Origin of the sequence: Chryseobacterium sp. WLY505, assembly GCF_030846215.1 — a bacterium.
In the GTDB taxonomy this organism is placed as follows: domain Bacteria; phylum Bacteroidota; class Bacteroidia; order Flavobacteriales; family Weeksellaceae; genus Chryseobacterium.
Window position 1 is genome coordinate 157,275 of sequence record NZ_JAVCWI010000001.1, and the last position, 24,230, is coordinate 181,504.

The following is a 24,230-nucleotide window of genomic DNA, read 5'->3' on the forward strand; positions in this document are numbered from 1 at the left end:
GGAATCCTGGTTTTGAGTTAGTCTTTAAACTCAATGGATACGTTCGACCACTCATTATCAAACTTTGTATTGTATTTTTTATAAAAATTGATGGCTGGTTCATTCCAGTTCAATACCTGGAACACCATTCCACTGTAATTATTGGTTTGGCCATATTCCAGTGTCGCATCAAATAATTTCTTTCCAATCTGCTTTCCTCTTAGCTTTTCAGTTACTACCAGATCTTCAAGATAAAGCCTTCTTCCTTTCCATGTTGAATATCTGTCATAATACAGGGATATTCCAACTATTTCTCCTTCATATTCTGCCACGAAAGCTCCCCACACAGGAGAAGTTCCGAAACCATCCTGAATAAAATCATCCAAAGTCACGGTTACTTCATGCAGTGATTTTTCATATTCCGCCAATTCTTTTATCAAATCTAACATGGAAGAACAGTCCTCCAGAACCGCTTTTCTTATAATTACATCACTCATTATGGTGCCTGGATTTTTGCTAAAATTCTATTGATAATTTCTTCAGTTGAAATCTCTTCCGCTTCAGCTTCAAAGGTTAAGCCCATTCTGTGTCTCAATACATCTTTTGCCAATGCTTTTACATCTTCCGGAATGACAAATGCTCTTCCTTTTAAGAACGCATACGCTCTTGATGCTATTGCAAGGTTGATGGATGCTCTTGGAGAAGCTCCGAAACTGATATAATTTTTAAGTTCAGAAAGACCATAATTTTCCGGATAACGTGTTGCAAACACCATATCCAGGATATATTTTTCAATTTTTTCGTCGAGATAGATCTGGTTGATCAGTTCTTTTGCATCTACAATATCCTGAAGAGATATTACAGGTTTTACCGTAGGCTGATGTGATGTTGAAACCATTCTCATCACCTGCCTTTCGTCTTCAAAAGCAGGATAATCTATGGTACACTTCAACATAAAACGGTCGCTTTGTGCCTCAGGCAGCAAATAAGTTCCTTCCTGATCAATAGGGTTTTGTGTTGCCAATACCAGGAATGGTTTTGGAAGTTTCATCGTTTCATCACCAATGGTCACCTGTTTTTCCTGCATCACTTCCAGAAGTGCCGACTGTACTTTTGCCGGTGCACGGTTGATCTCATCCGCCAGAACAAAGTTCGCAAATACAGGTCCTTTTTTTATAGAGAAATCGTTGTCTTTGATATTAAAGATCATAGTTCCTACTACATCTGCAGGAAGCAAATCCGGGGTAAACTGAATCCTTGAAAAATCTCCATGAACAGCATCTGCCAGTGTTTTTATCGCTAAGGTTTTAGCCAGTCCGGGTACTCCTTCAAGAAGGACATGTCCATTTCCCAAAAGCCCTACCAAAAGACGGTCTACCATGTATTCCTGTCCAATAATAACTTTGTTGATTTCCTGTCTCAGAAGAGAAAATAAGTAGTTTTTTTCTTTTACTTTTTCCGTCAATTGGCGGATATCTTCAGCTTGATATATCTCTGACATAGCTTGGTTTAAAATAAGTGGTAAATTTCTGATAAATACTTGCATTAATCAACATAATAAATGCCATTTTTGAGTTAAAGTTTGTTAAAAAATCCCGTATTGATACAACTTGCAGAACTGCTGAAGTCTTAAAACTCAATAGTATGATCTGATTTTTTCATAAAAATATATAAAATTTGCTTTAATCTCCTGCTCAAAAATTGTCATTTCCAGTTTATTAAACTATTTTTGGTGATTAAAAATTTTGCAAAATGAATTATCATTTTCAAGCACACAGACAGGTAAGAAAAAACCTTTTAGATATTCTTCAGAATACCTCTCATGAAGATCTGATCCTGATTCCGGATGGTTTCAACAACAATATTTACTGGAATATTGCCCATACTGTTGCTACACAACAGCTACTGCACTATTACCTGAGCGGAAATCCTTTCCGTATTGACAAGTATTGGATTGAAACCTACAAGAAAGGGACTTTGCCCAACTTAAATGTTCAGAAATCAGAAGTGGAAGATTTAGAATTTTTACTTACAGAAACTTCAAAGATTCTAATGAAGGATTATGACAGTGATTTCTTCTCAGATTACACGCCTTACACCACAAGTTTCGGGATGGATCTGAAAAGCATTCAGGATGCCATTATCTTCAACAATATGCATGAAAGCCTTCACTATGGATATGTGATGGCACAGAAAAGAGCAATTTTAGGAGAGAAGTATTAGTTCAAAGTTTAAGATTTAAAGTTTAAGGTTATGGGGACTATTAATAGATTTGAGGATTTAGAGATCTGGAAATTATCCCGACAACTATGTAACGAAATTTATAATATTATTGAATCTACCAACCTTAAGAATAATTTTAAACTTAGCAATCAAATTGATGGATCTTCGGGGGTCTGTAATGGATAATATTGCCGAAGGATTTGAAAGAAACGGGAATAGAGAATTTATACAATTTCTTTCTATTGCGAAAGCTTCCTGTGGAGAAGCCAGATCACAATTGTATGGGTTTTTGACAGAAGTTTTATTTCGCAGGAAAAATTTGAAACATTAATTGAGCAGACTGAAACGTTAAGTAAAAAGATCAGCTCTTTTATAAAATATTTAAATACAACAGATTTAAAAGGAACAAAGTACAAACCTTAAATTCAAAACTTTAAACTTTGAACTTTAAACAATGAACATTGAACCTTAAACATAAAATTTTAACAACTCAATGAAAGACGATTTTATTTTCGGGCTGCGTCCCGTGATTGAAGCAATTGAAGCGGGAAAAACGATTGACAAGATCTTTGTGCAAAATGCACTTCAGGGTCCTATTTATGCTGAATTAAAAGCCATTTTAGCGAAAAATAAAATCCGTCCCAACTATGTTCCGGTTGAAAAACTGAACCGTTTTACAAGAAAAAACCACCAGGGTGTGGTTGCTTTTATTTCGGATGTACCGTTTCATAAAGTGGAGGATATTGTTCCACAGTTATTCGAGCAGGGAAAAACACCATTTCTTTTGATTCTGGACAGACTTACTGATGTTAGAAACTTCGGAGCCATCTGCAGAACTGCAGAATGTGTAGGAATAGATGCCGTTATCATTCCTGAAAAAGGAGCTGCACCTATCAATTCCGATGCGATTAAAACTTCTGCCGGAGCGATCTATAATATCAAAATATGTAAGGAAAACAATCTTGCCCACACGGTAGACTTCCTTCAGCAAAGCGGAATTTCCGTATATGCAGCCAGCGAAAAAGCTCAGAAGTTAATCTATGATGTAAATATGACTGAGCCATGTGCTATCGTTATGGGAAATGAGGAAACCGGAATTTCTAAAGAAGTATTGCATCATGCTGATGAAAAAATAAAACTTCCTATTGAAGGAAAAACTCAGTCCCTGAATGTTTCTGTAGCATGTGGAGCGATTTTGTATGAAGCGGTAAGACAGAAAATGTCCGTGATACCCAATCCGTAAACCATGAAAATACAATCACTTTTACCCTTATTTTTTGTTCCGTTAGCTTTTAATGCGCAGACAAAAAAAATAGCAACAGACAACCGTCTTACGACTGATCTTGATAAGATGGTTCAGAAAGAAGCTCTCGCTTATATGCAGAATCCTGCACGCGTGGGACTTTCAATAGGTATTTTTAAAGATGGTAAAAGTTATTTTTATAATTATGGTACAACGGAGATAGGGAAATCAGAGCTTCCAACCTCCCAAAGTCCATATGAGATTGCATCCATCACCAAGACCTTTACCGGAACACTTCTGGCTCATGCTTTAGCAGATGGTAAAATCAAAATGGATGATGATATCCGGAAATATATAGGAGATTATCCTAATCTTGAATTTGAAAAGCATCCAATAACGATTGGGAATCTAACCAATCATTCATCAGGATTGCCACAGTTTCTGCCGGATCAATCTGAAACATTCAAAAAGCCAATGGACTCTGTCGCCCTGGCACTGTCAGATTTTTATAAAAACTATTCAAAAAAGAATTTTTATGAGGATCTTCATCAGGCTAAAGTGGATTTTGTACCCGGAACAGAGTATAAATATTCCAATGTAGGAACACAGATTGCCGGGGATATCCTTGAAAAAGTATATCATACAAGCTATGAAAACCTGCTTTCAGAGTATATTACAAAGCCTCTGAAAATGGATCATACCATTATTGGTACGAATTCTGCACACCTATTGACTTGTTATAACGAAAAAGGAAAGGTAATGCCCAGAAATTTCACAACCATTTTTGCTCCCGCAGGAGGAATCATTTCTACTACAGGAGATCTGGTGAAATACATGCAGTATCATCTGGATGAGAACAATAAATATGTGAAAACATCCCATACGCCTTTTGTAAAAAGTGAAGGAGATGCCATTGGACTGTACTGGAGATTACACACCTATGAAGATGGAACTCAAACCGTTTATCATACAGGAGGTACATTTGGTTTTTCAAGCGTACTTCAGGTTTATCCTTCAAAAAAAATGGGAGTGGTAGTACTTTCCAATGAATCTGATGGAGAGTCCCAGGGGAAACTGCACGACATTGCAGATCATTTATTAAGAAATAGTAGTAAAAAATAAAGTTAAAAAAATCAAATGAAGAACATTGCAGCGCTTGCGCTTATATCATCGATAGCTCTTGTTTCTTGTAAAAAAGAAACGGCAAAAATAACAAAAGTAGATCCTAAAACCGGAAAGACAGTAACGGTAGAAGTTCCTGCTGATTCTGTAGCGAAAGTTGCAGAAAACCCGGCTATTAAAGATTCTGCGGGAGTTATTACACAGACTTTCAAGCTGGAAAAAGGAAAAACATATCCTCTTACCACTTATCAGAGAGATGTGAAGACTATGACTGATCCTCAGGGGAAATCCATTACCGCTACCAGCGAATCTACAGATGAGATGAATTTTGTAGTGGATGATATCAAAGGAAATGTATATGAGATGACTCTTAACCTTGTAGCAAAGAGAAGCTCTCAGTCTGCACAGGGAAAAACGGTAGTAGTAGACACCAAACTTCCTCTTCCAAAAGAAGACGATCTTAAAATGATCTGGAACGTCAACAAAGCACTTACCGGAAACAAACTTCAGATGAAGATGGATACCAAAGGAAATGTGATTTCTATTACAGGATTTGATGCTGTTTACACCAAAGTAGGTAATGCTGTAGGCACCCTGATCAAGGATGCCAATGAAAAAGCAAGCGTAGTAGCAAGCCTTAAACAATCTTTCAACGAAAAGGTATTGAAAGATCAGTTCCACAAAAACCTGATGATTATTCCTAAAAAAGGAATAAAAATAGGAGAAAAATGGTCTACTTCTGAAAATGCCGACCCAAGCGGAAACGTAAAAGTAACCTCTAATTATGTACTGAAAAGCCTAGGAAACGGAGCGGCAGAAATTGCAGTAACCGGCGGGATTCCTAAGAAAACGGAGAAGAAAGCTCAGGGACCTATCACCCACAGCCTGAGCAGTGAACTGGTTCAGAACGGAACCATTAAGTTTGACGAAAGCACAGGATGGATTACCAACCAGAATATCAACGTAAAAACAACTCAGATAGAAACCATTTCCGATGGAAAACAATCTCAGTCTATGAAAAGCGTTTCCAATTCTTCGGTAATGGTAAACCCATCTGCTAAATAACTGAAGTAAACATTCAGGGTTTACAATATACTTTAACCCCTGAACTTTAAATTTTTTAAATTATGAAGTACATTCTTGAGTTAGTACTCACTGCCATTATTATTTTCTTTGTCTGGAATATTCTGAAAAGAATTTTCTTTAAGACATTTTACAGCTATCGTTTCAATAATGATAACCAGAATAACAGACAGCAGGATCTACACAACTCGAATAAGAATAACCAACAAAACCTTAAGTGGGATGCAGAAACTGTAGACTATGAAGAGGTGAAAGAGAGTAATGACAAAAGGTAAATTCCAAGAAATAAAAGATAATAACCAGCATGGCAAAAAATAAAAACTTAATTTATATTGCAGCTTCATTAGTAGTATTTATAGTTTTAGCATTTTTATATTCCACTCCTGTATTTTCAGGAAAACAGCTTTTCCAGCACGATATTGTGCAGTACAGAGGAGGAGCAAAAGAACTGCTCGACTATAGAGCCAATACCGGAAATGAAACCTACTGGAGTGACTCCATGTTTGGAGGAATGCCGACTTATCAGATGGGAAGCCAGTTCAAAGGCGACATCATCAAAAAAATCGACAGCAATCTGAATTTCCTGCCAAGGCCGGTCAATTATCTCTTCCTGCTATTTGCAGGTTTTTTCCTTTTGGGAATGGTAGTGGTCAGAAACTGGAAGTACGCTCTCTTAGGAGCCACTTTCTTCGGGCTTTCAACCTATTTTTACATTATTATTGCAGCGGGACATAATGGTAAAGTCAATACCATTGAATATTTTGCTCCGTTGCTGGCCGGTATTTTACTGGTGTACATCAGAAAACAATACATCTGGGGCTTCATTGTCACTACCCTTTTTATGGGGCTTCAAATTGCTGCGAACCACCCACAGATGACCTATTATCTGTTCATTGCATTAGGATTCTTATTCCTTTCTGAACTGATCAGAGCGATCCAGAAAAAGACACCGATGAAGCATTTCCTTATTTCATCAGGAATTATTGCTGCATCATGTATTATCGGAGTTGGAATGAATTCACAAAGAATCATGGCCAATTCTGAATATGTAAAAGAAACAGTTCGTGGAAAGCAGATTTTAAATAACGACAGCCATACTTCAGGAAAATCCGGAATGGACAAAGAGAGTATGCTGATGTGGAGCTACGGGCAACTGGAAACTTTAAACCTTTTCATTCCAAGATTAATGGGTGGCGGCAGCCAGGAACCTGAAGGAAAAGAAATCATGAACAGAGTTCAGGAACTGGTTCAGGAAAATGTAGGTTCACAGGCTGAAATGGATAGAATTTCCAAAGGTTTCAGTGGGGTTACTTACTGGGGAGACCAGCCGGGAACATCAGGACCTGCTTATCAGGGAGCTATCGTATGTTTCCTTGCCCTATTAGGATTCTTTTTTGCTTCAAAAAAATACCGTTATTGGATTTTGGGAGCTTCCATCCTGACCATTTTACTGGCTTGGGGAAGTAACTTTATGCCATTATCTGATTTCTTTATCGATTATGTACCGTTCTATAATAAATTCAGAGCTCCTTCTTCAATCTTAGTTGTGGTAGAGTTATTATTCCCGTTAATTGCTATTCTGGGATTATACAGATTCTTTACAGATGAGAAACTGACTGAAGAATACAAACAAAAGATCCTTATGTATGTAGGAGGTGGAACGTTAGGATTTTTATTGATTCTTTTAATCTTTGGAAAATCATTGTTAGGTTTTGCTACAGAAAGCGAAAAGACCTACTTCCCTCCTTTCCTGCTTGATTATCTTGTAGATGAAAGATATAAATTATTCAGAATAGATGCCATAAAAGCATTCATTTATGTAGCGATTACTGCGGCTGCATTATTCTTAACTTTAAAGAAAAAGCTGAACCAGAATATTGCTTTGGTAGTGATCGGACTTGTAAGTTTATTCGACCTTTGGACGGTAAACAAACGTTATTTAAATGACGAAAACTACGTAGATAAAATCTTTGCTGAAAATCCTTTCCAGACTGAAAGTTCAGACCTGTTGGCTGAAAAAGTGCAGGGAAATCCGAATCTGGAATCTATTTTATCCAATGTCAACATCAACAAAACATTGGAAACTATTGCTGAAAAAGATAAAACACACTACAGAATTTACAACCAGACATTGGGAGTAACCAGTGAAACCAATACCTCTTATTTTAAAGCTTCCATCGGTGGTTATCACGCTGTAAAATTAAGAAGATATGATGATGTACTGAATGAGTACATCAATAGTATTGACAGTGTAAAAACACCTAATGTATTAAACTTATTGAATGCAAAATACATGGTTTTCGGAGGTCCTGAGCAGCCACAGGTTGTTCCTAATCCTAAAGCCAATGGTAATGCATGGTTTGTAAGTGATTTAAAATTTGCAGATACTCCTAATCAGGAAATTAAAGCTATCGGAACTATTGACAACAAGAAAACGGCTGTCATTGCTTCATCTGACAAATCCTATTTTGATAACAAACCTGTTCAGGCAGATTCTACAGCATTTATCAACCTAACGAAATACCAGCCTAACGAACTTGAGTTTAAATCTCAGTCGAAAACGCCTCAATTGGCTGTATTTTCCGAAGTGTATTATCCTCACGGATGGAAAGTTCTGGTAGACGAAAAAGAAGTTCCTTACATCAAAGCAGATTATTTACTTCGTGCAGTACATGTTCCGGCAGGAAATCACCACATCAGAATGGTTTTTGAACCTGAAGTGATTGAAAAAGGAAAATGGGTTTCTCTTCTTTCATTCGGATTATTTATCCTGTTGGCTGCATTTGGAATTTTCTGGATGAATAAGAAGAAGAAAAAAGAGATTGTAGCTGAATAAAAAAGCTTAAAATAATTATTGAAGTATGTCATTCTGAATGAAGCATAGCGTAATGAAGAATCTCAAAATCAAATATGAAAACGTTAGGTACTCATAATTACTATGTTTATATACTGACTAATAAAACAAAGACAGTATTATACACAGGGGTTACCAACGATTTGAAGAACAAATTATATTGGCATAAAACCCTGAAGCTATTGAAAAAAGCTTCACCTCAAGATATAAATGTTTTTATTTAATATATTTTGAACATTTTGGTGACATTGAGACAGCAATAAATAGAGAGAAACAAATAAAAGGCTGGACCAGACAAAAGAAAGAAAACTTAATTAAAGAATTCAATCCAGATTGGAAATTTCTCAATGAAGAGATAGAGTGAGATTCTTCACTGCGCTACGCTTCGTTCAGAATGACAAAGACCATTAAGAAAATAAATGGAACAAAAGAAAATACTGATTATCACCTATTACTGGCCTCCTGCGGGAGGTCCTGGTGTTCAAAGATGGCTGAAGTTTGCAAAATATCTGCCTGATTTTGGCTGGAAACCGATCATCTATACTCCGGAAAATCCAAGTTATCCATTGCTGGACGAAACACTGATGAAAGATGTTCCGGAAAATATTGAGATGGTAAGAACCAAAATATGGGAACCTTATCAACTGGCTGAAAAACTGAATAAGAGCAATAAAAAATTCAAAGCCGGACAATTTGATGTAGGCAAAAACCAAAGCTGGAAATCTAAACTTTCGATTTGGGTAAGAGGTAATTTTTTTATTCCGGATGCCAGAGTTTTTTGGGTAAAACCTTCCGTTACATTTCTGGAAAAATACCTGAAAGAAAATAAAATAGATACTATCGTTACTTCCGGCCCACCTCACTCACTTCATCTGATTGGTTTGGGGCTTAAAAATAAAATGCCGGAGCTCAAATGGATTGCCGATTTCCGTGATCCATGGACAGAAATTTCTTATTATAAACATCTGAAATTAACCAAAAGTTCAGATAAAAAACACCGCCAGCTGGAAAGTGCTGTATTTAAGAATGCGGACATTACCTTAGCGACAAGTTATACTGATGCTGAAAATTTCAGCAAAGCGGGAGCTAATGCCGTTTGTATTACGAATGGATTTGATGAAAGTGATTCAAGCGAAAAAGCAGAAGAACAAAAAAATTCTCAAATTGAACAGGCATTTACGCTAAGCTATATCGGGGTTTTGGAACAGCTGAGAAACCCTGAAAATCTTTGGAAAGCACTTGACGAACTGGTGAAAGAAAATCCTGAATTTGCAGCTGATTTTAAGTTGAAATTTGTAGGAAGAATAGATGATAAAATCCTTCAGGCTATCGAAAATTCAAGTCTGAAAAATCATATCCTGAATCTCGGATATCTTGCCCATGGGAAAGCTGTTGAAGAAATGCAAAATTCAGATTTGCTTCTTATCACCAATTTCCCGAATGATTCTTCAAAAGGAATTATCCCCGGAAAGATATTTGAATATCTGGCTTCAGGAAAACAGATCCTGTCATTCGGTCCGGACAAAGCGGATGTTGCAAAAATTCTCGAAGAAACGCAGGCAGGAAAACATTTCAGTTATCAGGATACTGAAACCATTAAAATGTTTATTCTTGAAAAATATGAGCTGTGGAAAAACGGCAGTCTTCGTGAAAACACCCAGCATATTGAACAGTTTTCAAGAAAAAATCTTACAAAGCAACTGACTGAAGTTTTGAAATAAAAAAAGAAAGGAAGTTGGAGGCTGAAAACTGGAAGTTTATTCCATTTACCAGCTTCTAACTTCTAACTTCTAACTTCTAACTTCTAACTTCTAACTTCTATATCGTCCACTGGTCATTCACAACAGCAATCAGGTAATATTTACCCTGAAATTCTTCAAATACAAAACGAACGGTTTTCCAATCCATTTCGCTATATTTTTCTGTTCCTTTGATATAATTTTCCGTGAAATCAGCTTTAGGATAAATCTCCTTTAAATTATTCAGGGAATTACCTCCTCCGATAAATTTATTCAGTGAATATTGTGATGTTGTAAAATCTTTAGAAAACACCCATTTACCAAGATAATCATTAATTGTTGCTTTATAAAGATCACCTGAGCCATCTTGTGCACCCCAGGTAAACAATGTTTTGGTAGGCTGGTATTTTTCAAAATCTGCTTTAGAAAAATGCTTGTCCTCCTTCAGATTAACAAAAGCATACATTGAAAACCGGACTCCTTTTTGCGGATGAATTAAGGATGCAAAAGTTGCATAATCTTTAGCTTTCAGTGCTTTCAGCACCTCATCATTAGCCTGCTTTAAAACAGCTTCTTTCTCAGCATTACTCTGAACAATACCTGCACTGTCTGTTTTATTTTGTGCGATGGAATCTATTTCACCGGGAACAGGTTTTCCGGCTTCTTTTTTACAGGCGACAATCATAGTCAGGGCGAATACCGCAATCAATACTTTTTTCATAGTTTACATTTTGAAATTGGTAAAAAACACCAAAACTGATGCCAAGCACTAGAAGAAGTAAACAATCACAAATTCATCATTCATTATTGATAATTTATAATTTCAGTCGTACATTTGTTAGATGGAAATGTTGGATATTCTGATTATCGGGGCCGGACCCATCGGTTTAAACTGCGCCCTTGAAGCTCAAAAAAACAATCTTAGTCATGTAATTATAGAAAAAGGAACGATTGTCAACTCACTATACAATTACCCTTTATATATGCGTTTCTTCTCTACTGCAGAAAAACTGGAAATTGATGAAGTGCCATTTATTTCTACGGCTCCAAAGCCGGGAAGACAGGAAGCTCTGGAATACTATCAGGGTATTGCAAGACAAAAAAATCTGAATATCAATCTTTATGAAAGGGTTTTGAATATCTTGAAAAAGGATGAAATATTTGAAATCAAAACTACCAAAGCAATTTATCAGGCTAAAAATGTAGTTATTGCTACCGGTTTCTATGATATTCCTAATCTTATGAATATTCCAGGAGAAAATCTTCCGAAGGTCAAACATTATTATACCGAGCCTTATCCTTACGCACAACAGAAAATTGTAGTAGTAGGATCAAGTAATTCTGCTGTAGATGCTGCACTGGAAACCTACAGAAAAGGAGCTGAAGTAACGATGATTGTCCGCCATGCTGAGATTTCAAAAAGTGTAAAATATTGGGTAAAACCGGATATTGAAAACAGAATTGCCGAAGGGAGCATTAAAGCCCATTTTAATGCCGAAATGATGGAAATTAAAGAAAATTCTGTTGTTTTTAAAGATGAGAAAGGAGAAACTCATGAAATTGACAATGATTTCGTACTGGCTATGACCGGCTACCTTCCGGATTTTGATTTCCTGAGAAATTCAGGGATTGAACTTCATGGAGATTGTCTGAATCCTTTTTACCATCCTGAAACCATGGAAACCAATATTTCTAATCTCTATCTTGCAGGAGTAGTTTGCGGAGGGAAAGACACTCACCTCTGGTTCATTGAAAACTCCAGGATTCATGCGAATATGATTATTAATTCGATTATTTCAAAATCTTAATTTTCAACAACTAATATATAATAAAAGGGTTCGGGCAATTTCTACGAAATTGCCCGAACCCTTTTATTATAAAACTCACGAATTAAAAGTATTATACAATCCCTTCTTCAGCTTCAGTTTTATTTTTATCCCCAAGCATCCACGGAATGATAAAATAAAAACCAATGGCAATAAATACGGCAAGCAGCCCGGTTCCGATCCATAATACATTAAATCCTGCCTTTTCTGCAATCAGTGTTCCTATATAAGGCGTAATGATAAATGCAATGGAAAAAGACATTCCGTTCAATCCCATATAAGCTCCTTTATTGTTTTCTCCCGAACGTAATGCTGTAATAGTAGACATAAATGGAAGTGTCCATATTTCTCCCACACAAAGCAATGTCATAGACAACACAAGGGTAATTATACTGTAATCAAATGCCAGCATTGCATAGGAAACACCACACAGGAAAGTTCCGAACAGCATTGTAAAGGCTAAAGTAAAATACTTTTCAGCGATCTGTACCAATCCCATTTCCAACAATACAATCAGGAAACCGCTGTATCCCAGAATGTATCCGATATTTTGCTGACTTAAATGTGCTGTATCCTTATAAAATATGGTCAGAGTACTGAACAACTGAAAGAAACATATGGAAAACAGCATACAGAATACACAGTAAATCAAAAATTTACTATCGCGGTAAGGAGAACTTTCTTTTTTAATAATGATCACTTCTTTTACTTTTTTCGCTTTCTCTTTCGCCAGTCTTGCACGGCCTTTAAAGAACCAGATATACATTAATCCCGCCAGCAAAGCAGCCAGTGCATTACTGAAAAACAGAAATTCATAAGAAATAGCCGACAAAATACCACCCAGCGCAGGACCAATAGAAAACCCAAGATTTACGGCCATACGGTTCAGTGAGAAAGCTCGGGTAATATTTTCAGGTTTTGCATATTTGGTAATCGCCACCGAGTTCGCAGGACGAAAAGTTTCGCTTACAATACTTTGGGCTAAAATAATTCCCGCCAGACCAGCTTCAGTAGTAAAGAGAGGAATCATACAGAATAAGGGCACACTGAGAAGTAAGCTCAGACTCTGTACCCTGTACTCACCTATTTTGTCCGTAATCATTCCACCTAACCATGATCCGATAACCGAACCTATTCCAAAAAAGCTCAGTACAATTCCGGAATTTTCAATACTGAAATGCAAATGATTCGTCATATAAACTCCCAGAAACGGAAGTACCATAGAACCGGCCCTGTTGATGAGCATTACCAACGCCAGCATCCAACTCTCCTGCGAGAGTCCTTTAAAAGAACTCGTATATACGTTAATGAGTCTCACAATAATATTTTGGGGAATTTGAAAGTGCAAAATTAGATAAAAATAAGCCAAAAAGCCCTTATTTAAACCTCTTTTTTATCAATAACATCTCTTACAACACAATTTCAAATACATCCTGAATAAAATGTTTTTTTAACATATAAAACCAAAAAACTTTCATAAAAATCGTAAATTGCAGTAACAACAAGCGTTTACAAACTAAAAATACTTAAAAACACAATAAAAATTTAACCGATACTGAGAATGGTAACCTACGAAAATTTACATGACACGCTATCCTTTTACAGTATTGACTGCCGGCAATCCTACTATATTTCTTCCGGAAAACCCATTTTTGAATTTCCAAAGGCTCCCTTCAGAATGGATTACTATGCGCTGTGTGTCTGTACTGCCGGAGAAATCAATATTGAGATCGATCGTCAGAAATATAAAGTAGATGTTCACAGTTTTCTTATCGCTGCACCATCTACGATTGTAAAATTTGGAAAAACCAGCGATGATTTCACAATGAAACTGCTGTTCTTTGACAAGAATTTTCTGATTAAAAATATCTCCAATCCTTTCATCATCGAGAAAATGAATCTTTTCTCTAAAGGTTCCTACAGCATTATAAAGACTTGTGAAAAAAACTCATCACTCCTTCAGAACCTTCTGGATTATCTTGATAAAAAATCTCAGAAGGAAGGGAAGTTTACAGAAGAAATTATACGCACTATTATTTTCAATCTGCTGCTGGAGACCGCTGAGATTATAGAACAGCAGACTTCTGCAGATCCGGCAAAAAAAGAAGAAAAAAAAGATCTCTATCTGAAGTTCGGCAAGCTGATCAGAGAAAATATCAACCGGGAACGAACCGTTCAGTTTTATGCGGATCAGCTTCATGTTTCCAATAAATACCTCATTGAAATCATAAAAAAAGCAAGCGGAAAAACACCTCATGAAGTGATTGATGAAGCCTTACTGAAAGAAGCTTATGTCATGCTCGGAAATCCTGATATGACGATTTCTGAAATTGCGTTTGAGTTACAATTTAATTCCGCCTCGGCATTTGGTCGTTTCTTTAAAAAACATACTACACTTTCCCCGTCAGAATACAGAATAAAGGAAAATATTCAATCATGAGAATTTGGGGATAATAATTCTGAACTTGGGGATATACATCGCTTTGTGAATAGAGCTACCTTTATACTGTTAATTAAAAACAATACAAAATGAGTACGATCAATTCAAAATTCGACAAAGTTTTAAATGCCTCTGACCAGTTCGGAAACGTAAACCACGAACCGGATTCAAGTAAAGAGGTTCAGATTAACACTCCTGAAAAAACAATGCCTTTTTCCGATCAGATCGGAAATTATCAACGTAACAAAGGTATTCCTTTACAGTCTTACGAAAACAGTAAAATCTATATTGTAGGAAGCGGAATTGCGGGTATGTCTGCCGCTTATTATTTTATCCGTGATGGCCGTGTACCAGGCAAAAACATTATTTTCCTTGACCAGCTGAATGTGGAAGGCGGATCTCTGGATGGAGCCGGTAACGCAAAAGACGGTTACATCATTCGTGGAGGTAGAGAAATGGATATGACCTATGAAAATTTATGGGACATGTTCCAGGATATTCCTGCTTTGGAGCTGCCTGCACCTTACAGTGTATTGGATGAATACCGTCTTGTTAATGACAACGACCCAAACTATTCTAAAGCAAGACTGATCCACAATCAGGGACAGATCAAGGATTTCAGTAAATTCGGATTGGAGAAAAAAGATCAGCTGGCGATTGTAAAACTACTGCTAAAGAAAAAAGAGGAGCTGGATGATCTTACCATTGAAGATTATTTTTCTCCATCTTTCCTCAACAGTAATTTCTGGTTCTTCTGGCGTTCTATGTTTGCCTTCGAAAACTGGCACAGCTTACTGGAACTGAAACTCTACATGCACAGATTCCTCCACGCCATTGACGGAATGAAAGACTTCTCATGTCTGGTATTCCCAAAATACAACCAATACGATACGTATGTAACTCCATTAAAAAACTTCCTGGTTGAAAAAGGAGTACAGATCCAGTTCAATACATTGGTAAAAGATCTTGATATTCATATCAATACGGAAGGAAAAACCGTTGAAGGAATCATCACTGAACAGAATGGAGAGGAAGTAAGAATACCCATCGGTAAAGATGATTACGTTATCGTAACGACCGGGTCTATGACTGAAAGTACATTCTACGGAGACAATAATACCGTTCCTGAAGTTACCATAGACAACAGCAGCGCCGGACAAAGTGCAGGATGGAAACTTTGGAAAAATCTGGCTGCAAAATCTGAAGTGTTCGGGAAACCTGAAAAATTCTGTAGCCATATTGAAAAATCTTCATGGGAATCTGCTACATTAACCTGCCGTCCTTCTGCTTTTACAGAAAAACTGAAAGAACTGTGTGTAAATGATCCTTATTCAGGAAGAACAGCTACCGGAGGTATTATTACCATTACAGACTCCAATTGGGTAATGAGTTTTACCTGCAACAGACAGCCACACTTCCCTACTCAGCCGGATGATATCCTTGTAGTATGGGTATATGCCTTGTTGATGGATAAAGAAGGTAATTATATTAAAAAAACAATGCCTCAATGTACAGGAAACGAAATTCTTGCCGAACTGTGTTATCACCTTGGAATGACTGATCAACTGGATAATGTCATAGAAAACACCATTGTACGTACAGCGTTCATGCCTTATATTACGTCTATGTTTATGCCTAGAGCGATGGGAGACCGTCCGAGAGTAGTTCCTGAAGGATGTACCAACTTAGGTCTTGTAGGACAGTTTGTAGAAACCAATAATGATGTTGTCTTCACTATGGAAAGCTCTGTGAGAACGGCGAGAATAGCGGTTTACAATCTTTTGAATCTTAACAAACAGGTTCCGGACATCAATCCATTACAATATGATATCAGACATTTATTAAAAGCTACTCAAGCTCTTAATGATTATAAACCCTTCTTAGGAGAAGGAATTTTAAGAAAAATATTGAAAGGAACCTATTTTGAACACATCCTTGTCAACCGTCCGGAAGAAAAAGAAGAACACGAATCTTTCCTGACCAGATTTCAGGAATGGGTAAAAGGAGTAAAAGATTGAAAATATTAGCTTACAAAACAATAGTTTTAAAGTAGTACATACTTTATTTTTAACGCAAAGGTTTAGAATTATAATAATGTATTAGAGGGAGCAAAGAAGAGAATCAACAAGTTGATTTGATGAAGCGTACTTTGCGAAGCAGATTTATCTGCCTTTGCCCTCTTGAAATAGTAATCAGTTCTTATAAATCTTTGCGTTAAAAAAACAAACAACTATTCTAAAACAGATATAAAAATAAATCTCATGGATTTTAAAAATATAACGATAGCAGGAAGTGGTGTATTGGGATATCAGATCGCCTTCCAGACTGCCTATCACGGTCTCAACGTTACCATATATGATATCAATGATGAAGTATTGGAAAAAGCCAAAGGTAAATTTACTGCGTTAAGTGAAGCTTACCAGAAAGATTTGGGAGCAACTAAGGAGCAACTTGATGCCACATTTAAAAATATCAATTATTCATCAGACCTTGCTGAAGCCGTAAAAGATGCCGATCTTCTGATAGAAGCAGTTCCCGAAGATCCAGCCATCAAAACGGAGTTCTACCATAAGCTGGCTCAGGTAGCCCCTGAAAAAACAGTTTTTGCCACAAACTCCTCTACCCTTCTTCCAAGCCAGTTTGCAAAAGATACAGGAAGACCAGAGAAGTTTGTCGCCCTCCATTTTGCCAATGAAATCTGGAAACATAATACCGGAGAAGTGATGCGCCACCCGGGAACTTCACAGGAGGTATTTGATGCAGTCATCCAATTTGCAAAAGATATAGGAATGGTTGCTTTACCTATCCAGAAGGAACAACCTGGGTATATTGTCAATTCATTACTGGTTCCCTTGCTTGGCGCAGCAGTCAATCTCTGGGTTGATGAAGTATCAGATATAGAAACAATTGATAAGACATGGATGGTAGCTACAGGTGCACCAGCAGGGCCTTTTGGTATTCTGGATGTTGTGGGAATTACAACAGCTTATAATATTAATAAAATGGAAGCTGAGGAAACTCAGGATCCATTAAAGATCAAAGCTGTAGAAAAATTAAAAGAAGAGTATATTGATAAAGGAAAACTGGGAGTATTGACAGGGGAAGGGTTTTATAAATATCCTAATCCTGCGTATCAAGACAAAGACTTTTTGAAATAGGATCTTATACTTCAGATTTTAAACTATTAAGGTAAAATCAGGACTTCATTTGGAGTCCTGATTTTCGTTTATCAAATATTTTAAAGAGTCATTTTAGTTTATAAAATTGTATGTTGGAAAACGCAAAGACACCGGTTTATTTTTCAAACCGCTTTTAAGGCGCCAGGATTTTATCTCAGATAAAATTAAAGGCTGTTGATCTTAAATCTTCTCGCAGATTTTGCAAATTAAGCAGATGATAACAGAAAGTTTACTTCTGCGTAATCTTTTTACTCTGTGAGAACATCATAACATATTATTATTTACTATTTCATGCTGGAAATCTTTCATTTCCTTGCGCCTTAAAAAATAATCACTATGTATAAACTTCTTAGCGACTTTGCGTTTTCCAACAGAAATAAAGTAGAATTATGATTAGGCTTTGGTTTATCACATGCTATTAAAATAATTGTGACTTATAAAACTATAGGTTGGAAAACGCAAACACGCAAAATTATTTTTTCTAATCGTTTTTAAGGCGCCAGGATTTTATCTTTGATAAAATTGTATAATCTTTATTCCTGGAGATAAGAATAGTGATTGAATAAACATTACACTTGCCGGAAATCTTCGATTTCCTTGCGTCTTAAAAATAATCACTATGTATAAACTTCTTAGCGTCTTTGCTTTTTCCAACAGAAACAAAAAAGCAGAACTCCAAATGAAGTTCTGCTTTTGTTTATGATCTATTCCTGAAAATTATTCAGGTTTATAAGAATCTTTCAACGTTACTGTACGGTTAAATACCAACGTATCTTCTGTAGAATCCTGATCTTTTGTAAAGTACCCGATTCTCTGGAACTGTAATGGTTCTCCCACAGCAACTTCTTTCAGACTTGGTTCAGCAAATCCCTTCACTGTAGTTACAGACTCAGGATTGATGAAGTTTAAGAAGTCTACATCTTTTTCCGCATCAGGCTGCTCCACTGTAAACAGTTGGTTGTAGATTCTTACTTCTACAGGAATAGCATGTTTTGCAGACACCCAATGTAAAGTTCCTTTTACTTTTCTCAAACTCTCCTCTGTTCCACTTCCTGACTTACTTTTCTCATCATAAGTCGCATAGATGGTAGTAATTTCACCATTTTCGTCTTTCTCTACTCTTTCAGCTTTGATGATGTAAGCAGATTTTAAACGAACTTCTCCACCTAATTTAAGTCTGAAGAATTTATTGTTTGCTTCCTCTTTGAAGTCCTCACGTTCGATATAGATTTCTCTTGAGAATGGTACTTCTCTTGTTCCTGCATTTTCCTGTTCAGGATTATTTTCAGTTTCTAACCATTCTTCTCTGTCTTCCGGATAGTTTTCGATCACTAATTTTACAGGATCTACTACGGCCATTACGCGCTTGGCAACCTTATTCAGGTCTTCACGTACGCAGAAATCAAGCAGCTGGATTTCGATAAGATTTTCTCTTTTCGCCACCCCAACTTTTTCAATAAAGTTTCTGATGGAGGTAGGAGTAAATCCTTTTCTTCTCATTCCAGAAATAGTAGGCATTCTAGGATCATCCCATCCGGTTACCACTCCTTCTGCTACCAGTCTCTGTAGCTTTCTTTTGGAAGTAATCATATAGGAAACATTCATCCTCGCAAATTCTCTCTGCTTGTTTTTCACCCTTCCTTCTTCATAAACCTGATCCAAATACCAGTTGTACAATGGTCTGTGATTTTCAAACTCCAAAGAACAAAGTGAATGTGAAACCTGTTCTATATAATCAGACTCGCCATGAGCCCAGTCATACATTGGATAAATTTTCCAGGCTGTACCCGTTCTGTGGTGAGGCTTATTCAAAATTCTGTACATCACAGGGTCACGCATATTCATATTGGGTGAAACCATGTCGATTTTTGCACGAAGAGACATTGAACCACTTTCAAATTCTCCGTTTTTCATCCTTTCGAATAAATCCAAAGACTCTTCAACAGGACGATTTCTGTATGGTGATTCAATTCCCGGTTCTGCAGGATTTTTTCTTTGCTCGGTAATCACTTCAGACGGCTGCTCATCTACGTAAGCCTTTCCTTCTTTAATTAACCGCACGGCCCAATCGTAAAGCTGCTGGAAGTAATCTGATGCATACAAAACTTTATCCCATTTGAAACCTAACCATTCAACATCTTTCATGATAGAATCTACGAATTCCTGTTCTTCTTTTTCAGGGTTCGTATCGTCGAAACGGAGGTTTACGGGAGCATTGTATTTTTCACCCAGCCCAAAGTTGATGCAGATGGCTTTTGTATGTCCTACATGCAGATAACCATTGGGTTCAGGTGGAAAACGGAAACGGATCTGATCTCTTTTCAGGCCGTTTGCCAAATCATCTTCTATAATTTGCTCAATAAAATTGAGTGATTTTTTTTCTTCTTCCATTAAAGTAGCTTTTATTTTTTAGCAAAAAAAGTTTCACAAAGTTACGGAAAAATAAGCTTTTGTAAAAGTGATAATTTAAAAGCCTTATCTGTTGTATTCCAATATTTTTCACTAATTTCGGAAAGCTAATACCATTACAACCAATTACCTCTCATGGCCGTTTATATCTTAAGCAACCGGAAAATTATCCGGCACAAAGGCGAAAGAGTAGACTCTTTTTCCAACGAAGAATACTCGATTCCTAATTTCAGGATCGCTAAATGTGATTTTGATAATCTTAAGGAGCCTACCGCGCAGGACAAAAAGAAAAAAGACTATACCAACAGAAACATTTTAAATTACAAGCTTTTTTCTGAACCCGAAAAACAGGGTTATGAAGAAGTCTTAGACGTTCTGTTGAGCGAAAAAGGGATAAAAAAATCCTCTCTTACAGCTAATAATCTGGGCGGAACGCAAAGAATGTTTTATGAATTGTACAAAAACATGTCTTCTACCAAAGACAGAAGTGATGTCCTTATATTCATCCATGGTTATCTGTATGATTTTGATGATGAGTTAAAAGCTATACTAGATCTTAAGAAAATATTTATTGATAATCCGGCCTCTCCTGTAGAACATATCTTATTTGTAAGCTGGCCCGCTTCCGGCAGTATGATCCCGTTGAGTTATTTTGATGATAAGGCTTCCAGCATCAATTCCGGAACCTCTCTGGTGAGATTGTTTTACTTCTATACGCAGTTTTTAAAAGATATTTTTTCCAACCGGGATCTTGCTCCCTGTAATCAGAGGATACATCTTATGGCTCACTCTATGGGAAACAGGGTACTTCAAAGTATGTTATACAGTCTTAAAAGAGAAAATATACTTCGCGTTATCGATCAGGTTCTCCTGCTGAATGCCGATGTAAGTTATAAAGTATTTGAAGATTCCGAGGATTCATTTAATAAACTGCCTTTATTAGCCAACAGGATTTCCATTTATTTAAACAGACAGGATATTATTCTGGGGGCTTCTCAGTTTACGAAAAATATACTTACCCCAAGACTTGGTAAAAATGGCCCGAGCGATATTGCTCATTACAAAGACATTGTATCCGTTATTGACTGTACCTTCGTAAAGGATGATCTTCTAAACAGCCTTAAATATGAAGTAGGAAATCATTGGGGATACCTTTCAAGCTCGCAGGTACAGAATGATATTTTTCAAAATTTATATGGAATCGACAGAAATCTTATCAGCAACAGATCCCGGGATAACGAAAATATATTCACAATTATTTCTTAACAAATAATTAAAATAATTCATAAAAAATAAACTCTATGTTAAAATTAGCCCTGATTTAAAGTATGGCACAAAGATTGCTAATTCAAACATTAGGGAATTACAAATTTTAATTATGGGACAGATTAAAAAAAGGTTTTCTGATATATTAAACTATATAAAGAAAGCCATTTTCGTAAAAGATGTGATTTAATTGAGTAACAACCTCTAAATCAACAAAATATTCGATCTATACCTGCCAGGTCTTCCTACAGACCGGATTGAAAAAAAATTCAAGCGTTCTGAACAGGAAGGGATTGTCAGAGTAAAAACTATAACCTTCCCCAATCCATATTCCACACTACTCAAATATTTCAAAGGAATTAAATACTATTACATAATTCCCCAAATGTTATATGAGTCAAAAAAATTTCGACATTTACTTGTTAATCAAAGAAAATCAATAATATGAAAAATAAAGTAAAATCAAAAGGGGAGAATTAAAACCCATTCAAGGAGGAAGACCACCACTTGGATGCAACAACTGGAATCCGGCAGCGATGTGCTGCAGATCATGGGCCCCTGACTACTGTGGCCAGACTACATGTCCAGATTCACCTCCACTATGATGCTAATTACCTCTTAACAATTATATTTTGAACCACAGCAACTCATTTCTGAGTTCTAAATCGGATTCAAAATTATTGACAAATAAAGCTCCAGTGCCTAAACCTTGAGGCATTGGATTTTTTTTGGTAAATGTATATTGAGCAATGGCATTTAATCCGATATTACTTTCCAGCGCTGAAGTAATCCACCATCCGATTTTCTGATTTTCCGCCAGAGAAATCCATTCATCAGAACCTGAAAAACCTCCTACTAAAGCAGGTTTCAGAATAATATACTGAGGGTTTATTGTTTCTAAAAGCTGTTTCTTTTTTTCAGGATCAATAATTCCGATCAGTTCTTCATCCAACGCAATTGGAGTAGGTGTTTTTGCGCATAGCTCAGCCATATCATTCCAGTTTCCAGCTTTGATTGGCTGTTCAATAGAATGAATATGAAGATCAGCAAGCTGTTGCAAAACAGTGACTGCTTCCTCTTTACCGAATCCACCATTGGCATCCACACGAAGTTCCAGCTGGTCTTTGGAGAATTTCTCTCGTAATTTCTGAAGAATAACATGCTCAGACTTCCAATCGACACCAATTTTTAATTTAATGCAATGAAATCCTTTATCCAGCTTTTCCTGAATCTGTTCTTCCATATAGTCTGCGTCGCCCATCCATATCAGACCGTTGATGGTAATCGAAGATTTTCCTTCGGTAAATTCACCAGGAAAATAAAGACTGCCACCATATTTCAGATTCTGAATTGCCTGCTCGTATCCAAACCAGATGGAAGGAAATTCTTTCAGTTCGTCTTTCAAAAAGTCAGCATCCTGATTGATATTTTCACAAAGCCATTTCAGTTTTTCTTCATAATCAGGTCTGTCATCAAAACTCAGTCCTCTGAAAACAGCGCATTCCCCTACTCCTTTTCTTCCTTCTTCGGAAATAGTCAGAATAAAGGTCTCTTTATCAAGCAAAACGCCGCGAGATGTTCCACTCGGGCGTTTAAATTGTAATAAATATTGTAAGTATGTTGCTTCCATTTATTTCACGCTGTCGATACGCATAAATTCTTCAGCTTTTTCCACCATTTCAATACTTCCGCAGAAGAAAGGAATTCTTTGGTGAAGTTCAGTAGGTTCTATTTCAAGAATTCTTCTGAATCCGTCAGTTGCTTTTGCTCCTGCCTGTTCTGCAAGGAAGGCCATTGGATTACATTCGTATAAAAGTCTTAATTTACCATTCGGAGCCTGTGAATAAGAAGGATAGATATAAATACCTCCTTTCAGCATGTTTCTGTGGAAATCTGCAACCAAAGATCCGATATATCTTGAAGTGTAAGGGCGGTCACCTTCTTCCATCTGACAGTATTTAAGGTAATTTTTTACTCCCTGAGGGAACTTGATATAGTTTCCTTCGTTAATAGAATAGATTTTACCTGTTTTTGGGAAAGTCATATTAGGATGAGAAAGATAATATGTTCCCAAAGATGGATCTAATGTAAATCCGTTTACTCCGTTACCTGTTGTATAAACAATCATGGTAGATGAACCGTAAATAACATATCCTGCTGCAATCTGATTGATCCCTTTCTGTAAAAAATCTTCAAGCTGTACGGGAGTTCCCGGCTCAGTCACTCTTCTGTAGATAGAGAAAATAGTTCCTACAGAAACATTAACATCAATATTGGAAGATCCGTCCAGAGGATCAATTAATACAACATATTTGCTCAAATGTCCGTTTTCACCACATTTAATATCAATAAAGTCATCATTTTCCTCAGAAGCAATACCACAAACAACCTCTCTCTGAGACAAAGCCGTAATAAAAATTTCGTTAGCAATCACATCTAGTTTCTGCTGCTCTTCTCCCTGAACGTTCTGGTTTCCTGCAGCTCCTGTAATATCTACAATTCCGGCTTTATTTACTTCTCTGTTTACCACTTTCGAAGCCAATCTTATTGCACTTAGAAGACGAGAAAATTCACCTGTAGAATACTGAAAATCGTCCTGTTTATCTATAAGAAATTCTCCTAAAGTCTGTAATGGTTGATTTGACATATTTTTCTTTTTACGTTTTGCCCAAATTTCGGAAAATTTATTGCATTAAGAAAATTTAATTAAAAAAGAGATTAACCACTGTATTTCAACACAATACAAGTCAAAATCAACATAATACCTGGCCATTATTAAAAATTACATCTCCAAATTTGTTTGCTAAGACCCACAAAAAAATTAAATTATTTCATTATTTGTTGATTTTAAGGAAATCTTAATTCTA

General features: G+C 36.5%; 21 protein-coding genes and 1 pseudogene. 15 read left to right on the top strand and 7 right to left on the bottom strand.

Annotated elements, in window-relative coordinates; translation table 11 throughout:
* Positions 1–17: 17 nt before the first annotated feature.
* Both RAH34_RS00780 and RAH34_RS00785 read right to left on the bottom strand, forming a co-directional pair.
* The gene (locus tag RAH34_RS00780) at positions 18–476 is read right to left on the bottom strand and encodes a GNAT family N-acetyltransferase (RefSeq protein ID WP_114819093.1); all 459 of its coding nucleotides are present in this window, start codon (positions 474–476) and stop codon (positions 18–20) included.
* The gene (locus RAH34_RS00785; protein WP_079243966.1) at positions 476–1,480 is read right to left on the bottom strand and encodes a MoxR family ATPase; all 1,005 of its coding nucleotides are present in this window, start codon (positions 1,478–1,480) and stop codon (positions 476–478) included. The genes RAH34_RS00780 and RAH34_RS00785 overlap by 1 nt, the downstream gene beginning before the upstream one ends.
* Positions 1,481–1,731: 251 nt before the next feature.
* Between RAH34_RS00785 and RAH34_RS00790 the strand changes: the two genes are divergently transcribed.
* The 10 genes and pseudogenes from RAH34_RS00790 to RAH34_RS00830 all read left to right on the top strand — a co-directional run bounded on the left by RAH34_RS00790 (position 1,732) and on the right by RAH34_RS00830 (position 10,225).
* Positions 1,732–2,202 carry a DinB family protein gene (locus tag RAH34_RS00790; protein WP_002977558.1) on the top strand — a complete coding sequence of 157 codons (471 nt, stop codon included), beginning with the start codon at positions 1,732–1,734 and terminating at the stop codon, positions 2,200–2,202.
* A 30-nt stretch (positions 2,203–2,232) separates the two neighbouring features.
* Positions 2,233–2,625, top strand: a pseudogene (locus RAH34_RS00795) (four helix bundle protein).
* A 70-nt stretch (positions 2,626–2,695) separates the two neighbouring features.
* Complete coding sequence (rlmB, locus tag RAH34_RS00800) at positions 2,696–3,445, top strand: 23S rRNA (guanosine(2251)-2'-O)-methyltransferase RlmB (protein ID WP_062674398.1); 750 nt, start codon at positions 2,696–2,698, stop codon at positions 3,443–3,445.
* A 3-nt stretch (positions 3,446–3,448) separates the two neighbouring features.
* Positions 3,449–4,567 (top strand): serine hydrolase, encoded by a 1,119-nt coding sequence (locus tag RAH34_RS00805; protein WP_114819092.1) that lies wholly within the window; start codon positions 3,449–3,451, stop codon positions 4,565–4,567.
* 15 nt (positions 4,568–4,582) lie between these two features.
* On the top strand, positions 4,583–5,632 hold the full coding sequence (locus RAH34_RS00810) for a DUF6263 family protein (RefSeq protein WP_306594831.1): 1,050 nt from the start codon (positions 4,583–4,585) through the stop codon (positions 5,630–5,632).
* Positions 5,633–5,694: 62 nt separating this feature from the next.
* Positions 5,695–5,925 carry a hypothetical protein gene (locus tag RAH34_RS00815; RefSeq protein ID WP_114819090.1) on the top strand — a complete coding sequence of 77 codons (231 nt, stop codon included), beginning with the start codon at positions 5,695–5,697 and terminating at the stop codon, positions 5,923–5,925.
* 29 nt (positions 5,926–5,954) lie between these two features.
* Entirely contained in the window at positions 5,955–8,486 is a 2,532-nt protein-coding gene (locus RAH34_RS00820; RefSeq protein WP_306594832.1) for a YfhO family protein, read from the top strand.
* A 74-nt stretch (positions 8,487–8,560) separates the two neighbouring features.
* A complete protein-coding gene (locus tag RAH34_RS00825) occupies positions 8,561–8,728 on the top strand; it encodes a GIY-YIG nuclease family protein (RefSeq protein ID WP_306594833.1) in 168 nt (55 codons plus the stop codon).
* Between the two features lie 23 nt (positions 8,729–8,751).
* Positions 8,752–8,868 (top strand): hypothetical protein, encoded by a 117-nt coding sequence (locus RAH34_RS22780; protein WP_373427978.1) that lies wholly within the window; start codon positions 8,752–8,754, stop codon positions 8,866–8,868.
* 55 nt (positions 8,869–8,923) lie between these two features.
* Positions 8,924–10,225, top strand: coding sequence for a glycosyl transferase family 1 (locus RAH34_RS00830; RefSeq protein ID WP_306594834.1), 1,302 nt, complete (start codon positions 8,924–8,926; stop codon positions 10,223–10,225).
* A gap of 97 nt (positions 10,226–10,322) precedes the next feature.
* Here RAH34_RS00830 and RAH34_RS00835 read toward each other — a convergent pair whose 3' ends face one another.
* Positions 10,323–10,964: a hypothetical protein gene (locus RAH34_RS00835; RefSeq protein ID WP_306594835.1), complete on the bottom strand. Its 642-nt coding sequence runs from the start codon at positions 10,962–10,964 to the stop codon at positions 10,323–10,325.
* A 121-nt stretch (positions 10,965–11,085) separates the two neighbouring features.
* On the opposite strand from RAH34_RS00835, the gene RAH34_RS00840 reads away from it, so the two are divergent.
* Complete coding sequence (locus RAH34_RS00840; RefSeq protein WP_306594836.1) at positions 11,086–12,051, top strand: YpdA family putative bacillithiol disulfide reductase; 966 nt, start codon at positions 11,086–11,088, stop codon at positions 12,049–12,051.
* A 91-nt stretch (positions 12,052–12,142) separates the two neighbouring features.
* Here the strand turns inward: RAH34_RS00840 and RAH34_RS00845 are convergent, their stop codons facing one another.
* A complete protein-coding gene (locus RAH34_RS00845; RefSeq protein WP_306595408.1) occupies positions 12,143–13,330 on the bottom strand; it encodes an MFS transporter in 1,188 nt (395 codons plus the stop codon).
* 300 nt (positions 13,331–13,630) lie between these two features.
* Between RAH34_RS00845 and RAH34_RS00850 the strand changes: the two genes are divergently transcribed.
* The 3 genes from RAH34_RS00850 to RAH34_RS00860 all read left to right on the top strand — a co-directional run bounded on the left by RAH34_RS00850 (position 13,631) and on the right by RAH34_RS00860 (position 17,667).
* A complete protein-coding gene (locus tag RAH34_RS00850; protein WP_306594837.1) occupies positions 13,631–14,509 on the top strand; it encodes an AraC family transcriptional regulator in 879 nt (292 codons plus the stop codon).
* A gap of 89 nt (positions 14,510–14,598) precedes the next feature.
* Positions 14,599–16,527, top strand: a complete 1,929-nt coding sequence (locus tag RAH34_RS00855; protein WP_306594838.1) for an oleate hydratase — start codon at positions 14,599–14,601, stop codon at positions 16,525–16,527.
* A 243-nt stretch (positions 16,528–16,770) separates the two neighbouring features.
* Positions 16,771–17,667 (top strand): 3-hydroxyacyl-CoA dehydrogenase, encoded by an 897-nt coding sequence (locus RAH34_RS00860; protein WP_306594839.1) that lies wholly within the window; start codon positions 16,771–16,773, stop codon positions 17,665–17,667.
* Between the two features lie 738 nt (positions 17,668–18,405).
* Here the strand turns inward: RAH34_RS00860 and RAH34_RS00865 are convergent.
* Entirely contained in the window at positions 18,406–20,079 is a 1,674-nt protein-coding gene (locus RAH34_RS00865) for a glutamine--tRNA ligase/YqeY domain fusion protein (protein ID WP_306594840.1), read from the bottom strand.
* A gap of 153 nt (positions 20,080–20,232) precedes the next feature.
* Between RAH34_RS00865 and RAH34_RS00870 the strand changes: the two genes are divergently transcribed.
* The gene (locus RAH34_RS00870) at positions 20,233–21,363 is read left to right on the top strand and encodes an alpha/beta hydrolase (RefSeq protein ID WP_306594841.1); all 1,131 of its coding nucleotides are present in this window, start codon (positions 20,233–20,235) and stop codon (positions 21,361–21,363) included.
* A gap of 625 nt (positions 21,364–21,988) precedes the next feature.
* Here the strand turns inward: RAH34_RS00870 and RAH34_RS00875 are convergent.
* Positions 21,989–22,993, bottom strand: coding sequence for an o-succinylbenzoate synthase (locus RAH34_RS00875; RefSeq protein ID WP_306594842.1), 1,005 nt, complete (start codon positions 22,991–22,993; stop codon positions 21,989–21,991).
* Positions 22,994–24,010, bottom strand: coding sequence for a class 1 fructose-bisphosphatase (fbp, locus tag RAH34_RS00880; protein WP_034695188.1), 1,017 nt, complete (start codon positions 24,008–24,010; stop codon positions 22,994–22,996).
* Positions 24,011–24,230 lie beyond the last annotated feature (220 nt).

What these genes read in the sequence shown, in the direction of transcription:
- RAH34_RS00830 (WP_306594834.1), top strand. Translation starts at nt 8,924, where the DNA reads ATGGAACAAAAGAAAATACTGATTATCACCTATTACTGGCCTCCTGCG.
- RAH34_RS00840 (WP_306594836.1), top strand. Translation starts at nt 11,086, where the DNA reads ATGGAAATGTTGGATATTCTGATTATCGGGGCCGGACCCATCGGTTTA.
- RAH34_RS00805 (WP_114819092.1), top strand. Translation starts at nt 3,449, where the DNA reads ATGAAAATACAATCACTTTTACCCTTATTTTTTGTTCCGTTAGCTTTT.
- RAH34_RS00790 (WP_002977558.1), top strand. Translation starts at nt 1,732, where the DNA reads ATGAATTATCATTTTCAAGCACACAGACAGGTAAGAAAAAACCTTTTA.
- RAH34_RS00810 (WP_306594831.1), top strand. Translation starts at nt 4,583, where the DNA reads ATGAAGAACATTGCAGCGCTTGCGCTTATATCATCGATAGCTCTTGTT.
- RAH34_RS00845 (WP_306595408.1), bottom strand. Translation starts at nt 13,330, where the DNA reads ATGCTGGCGTTGGTAATGCTCATCAACAGGGCCGGTTCTATGGTACTT.
- RAH34_RS00780 (WP_114819093.1), bottom strand. Translation starts at nt 476, where the DNA reads ATGAGTGATGTAATTATAAGAAAAGCGGTTCTGGAGGACTGTTCTTCC.
- RAH34_RS00815 (WP_114819090.1), top strand. Translation starts at nt 5,695, where the DNA reads ATGAAGTACATTCTTGAGTTAGTACTCACTGCCATTATTATTTTCTTT.
- RAH34_RS00835 (WP_306594835.1), bottom strand. Translation starts at nt 10,964, where the DNA reads ATGAAAAAAGTATTGATTGCGGTATTCGCCCTGACTATGATTGTCGCC.
- RAH34_RS00860 (WP_306594839.1), top strand. Translation starts at nt 16,771, where the DNA reads ATGGATTTTAAAAATATAACGATAGCAGGAAGTGGTGTATTGGGATAT.
- rlmB (WP_062674398.1), top strand. Translation starts at nt 2,696, where the DNA reads ATGAAAGACGATTTTATTTTCGGGCTGCGTCCCGTGATTGAAGCAATT.
- fbp (WP_034695188.1), bottom strand. Translation starts at nt 24,010, where the DNA reads ATGTCAAATCAACCATTACAGACTTTAGGAGAATTTCTTATAGATAAA.
- RAH34_RS00850 (WP_306594837.1), top strand. Translation starts at nt 13,631, where the DNA reads ATGGTAACCTACGAAAATTTACATGACACGCTATCCTTTTACAGTATT.
- RAH34_RS00855 (WP_306594838.1), top strand. Translation starts at nt 14,599, where the DNA reads ATGAGTACGATCAATTCAAAATTCGACAAAGTTTTAAATGCCTCTGAC.
- RAH34_RS00825 (WP_306594833.1), top strand. Translation starts at nt 8,561, where the DNA reads ATGAAAACGTTAGGTACTCATAATTACTATGTTTATATACTGACTAAT.
- RAH34_RS00875 (WP_306594842.1), bottom strand. Translation starts at nt 22,993, where the DNA reads ATGGAAGCAACATACTTACAATATTTATTACAATTTAAACGCCCGAGT.
- RAH34_RS00870 (WP_306594841.1), top strand. Translation starts at nt 20,233, where the DNA reads ATGGCCGTTTATATCTTAAGCAACCGGAAAATTATCCGGCACAAAGGC.
- RAH34_RS00820 (WP_306594832.1), top strand. Translation starts at nt 5,955, where the DNA reads ATGGCAAAAAATAAAAACTTAATTTATATTGCAGCTTCATTAGTAGTA.
- RAH34_RS00865 (WP_306594840.1), bottom strand. Translation starts at nt 20,079, where the DNA reads ATGGAAGAAGAAAAAAAATCACTCAATTTTATTGAGCAAATTATAGAA.
- RAH34_RS00785 (WP_079243966.1), bottom strand. Translation starts at nt 1,480, where the DNA reads ATGTCAGAGATATATCAAGCTGAAGATATCCGCCAATTGACGGAAAAA.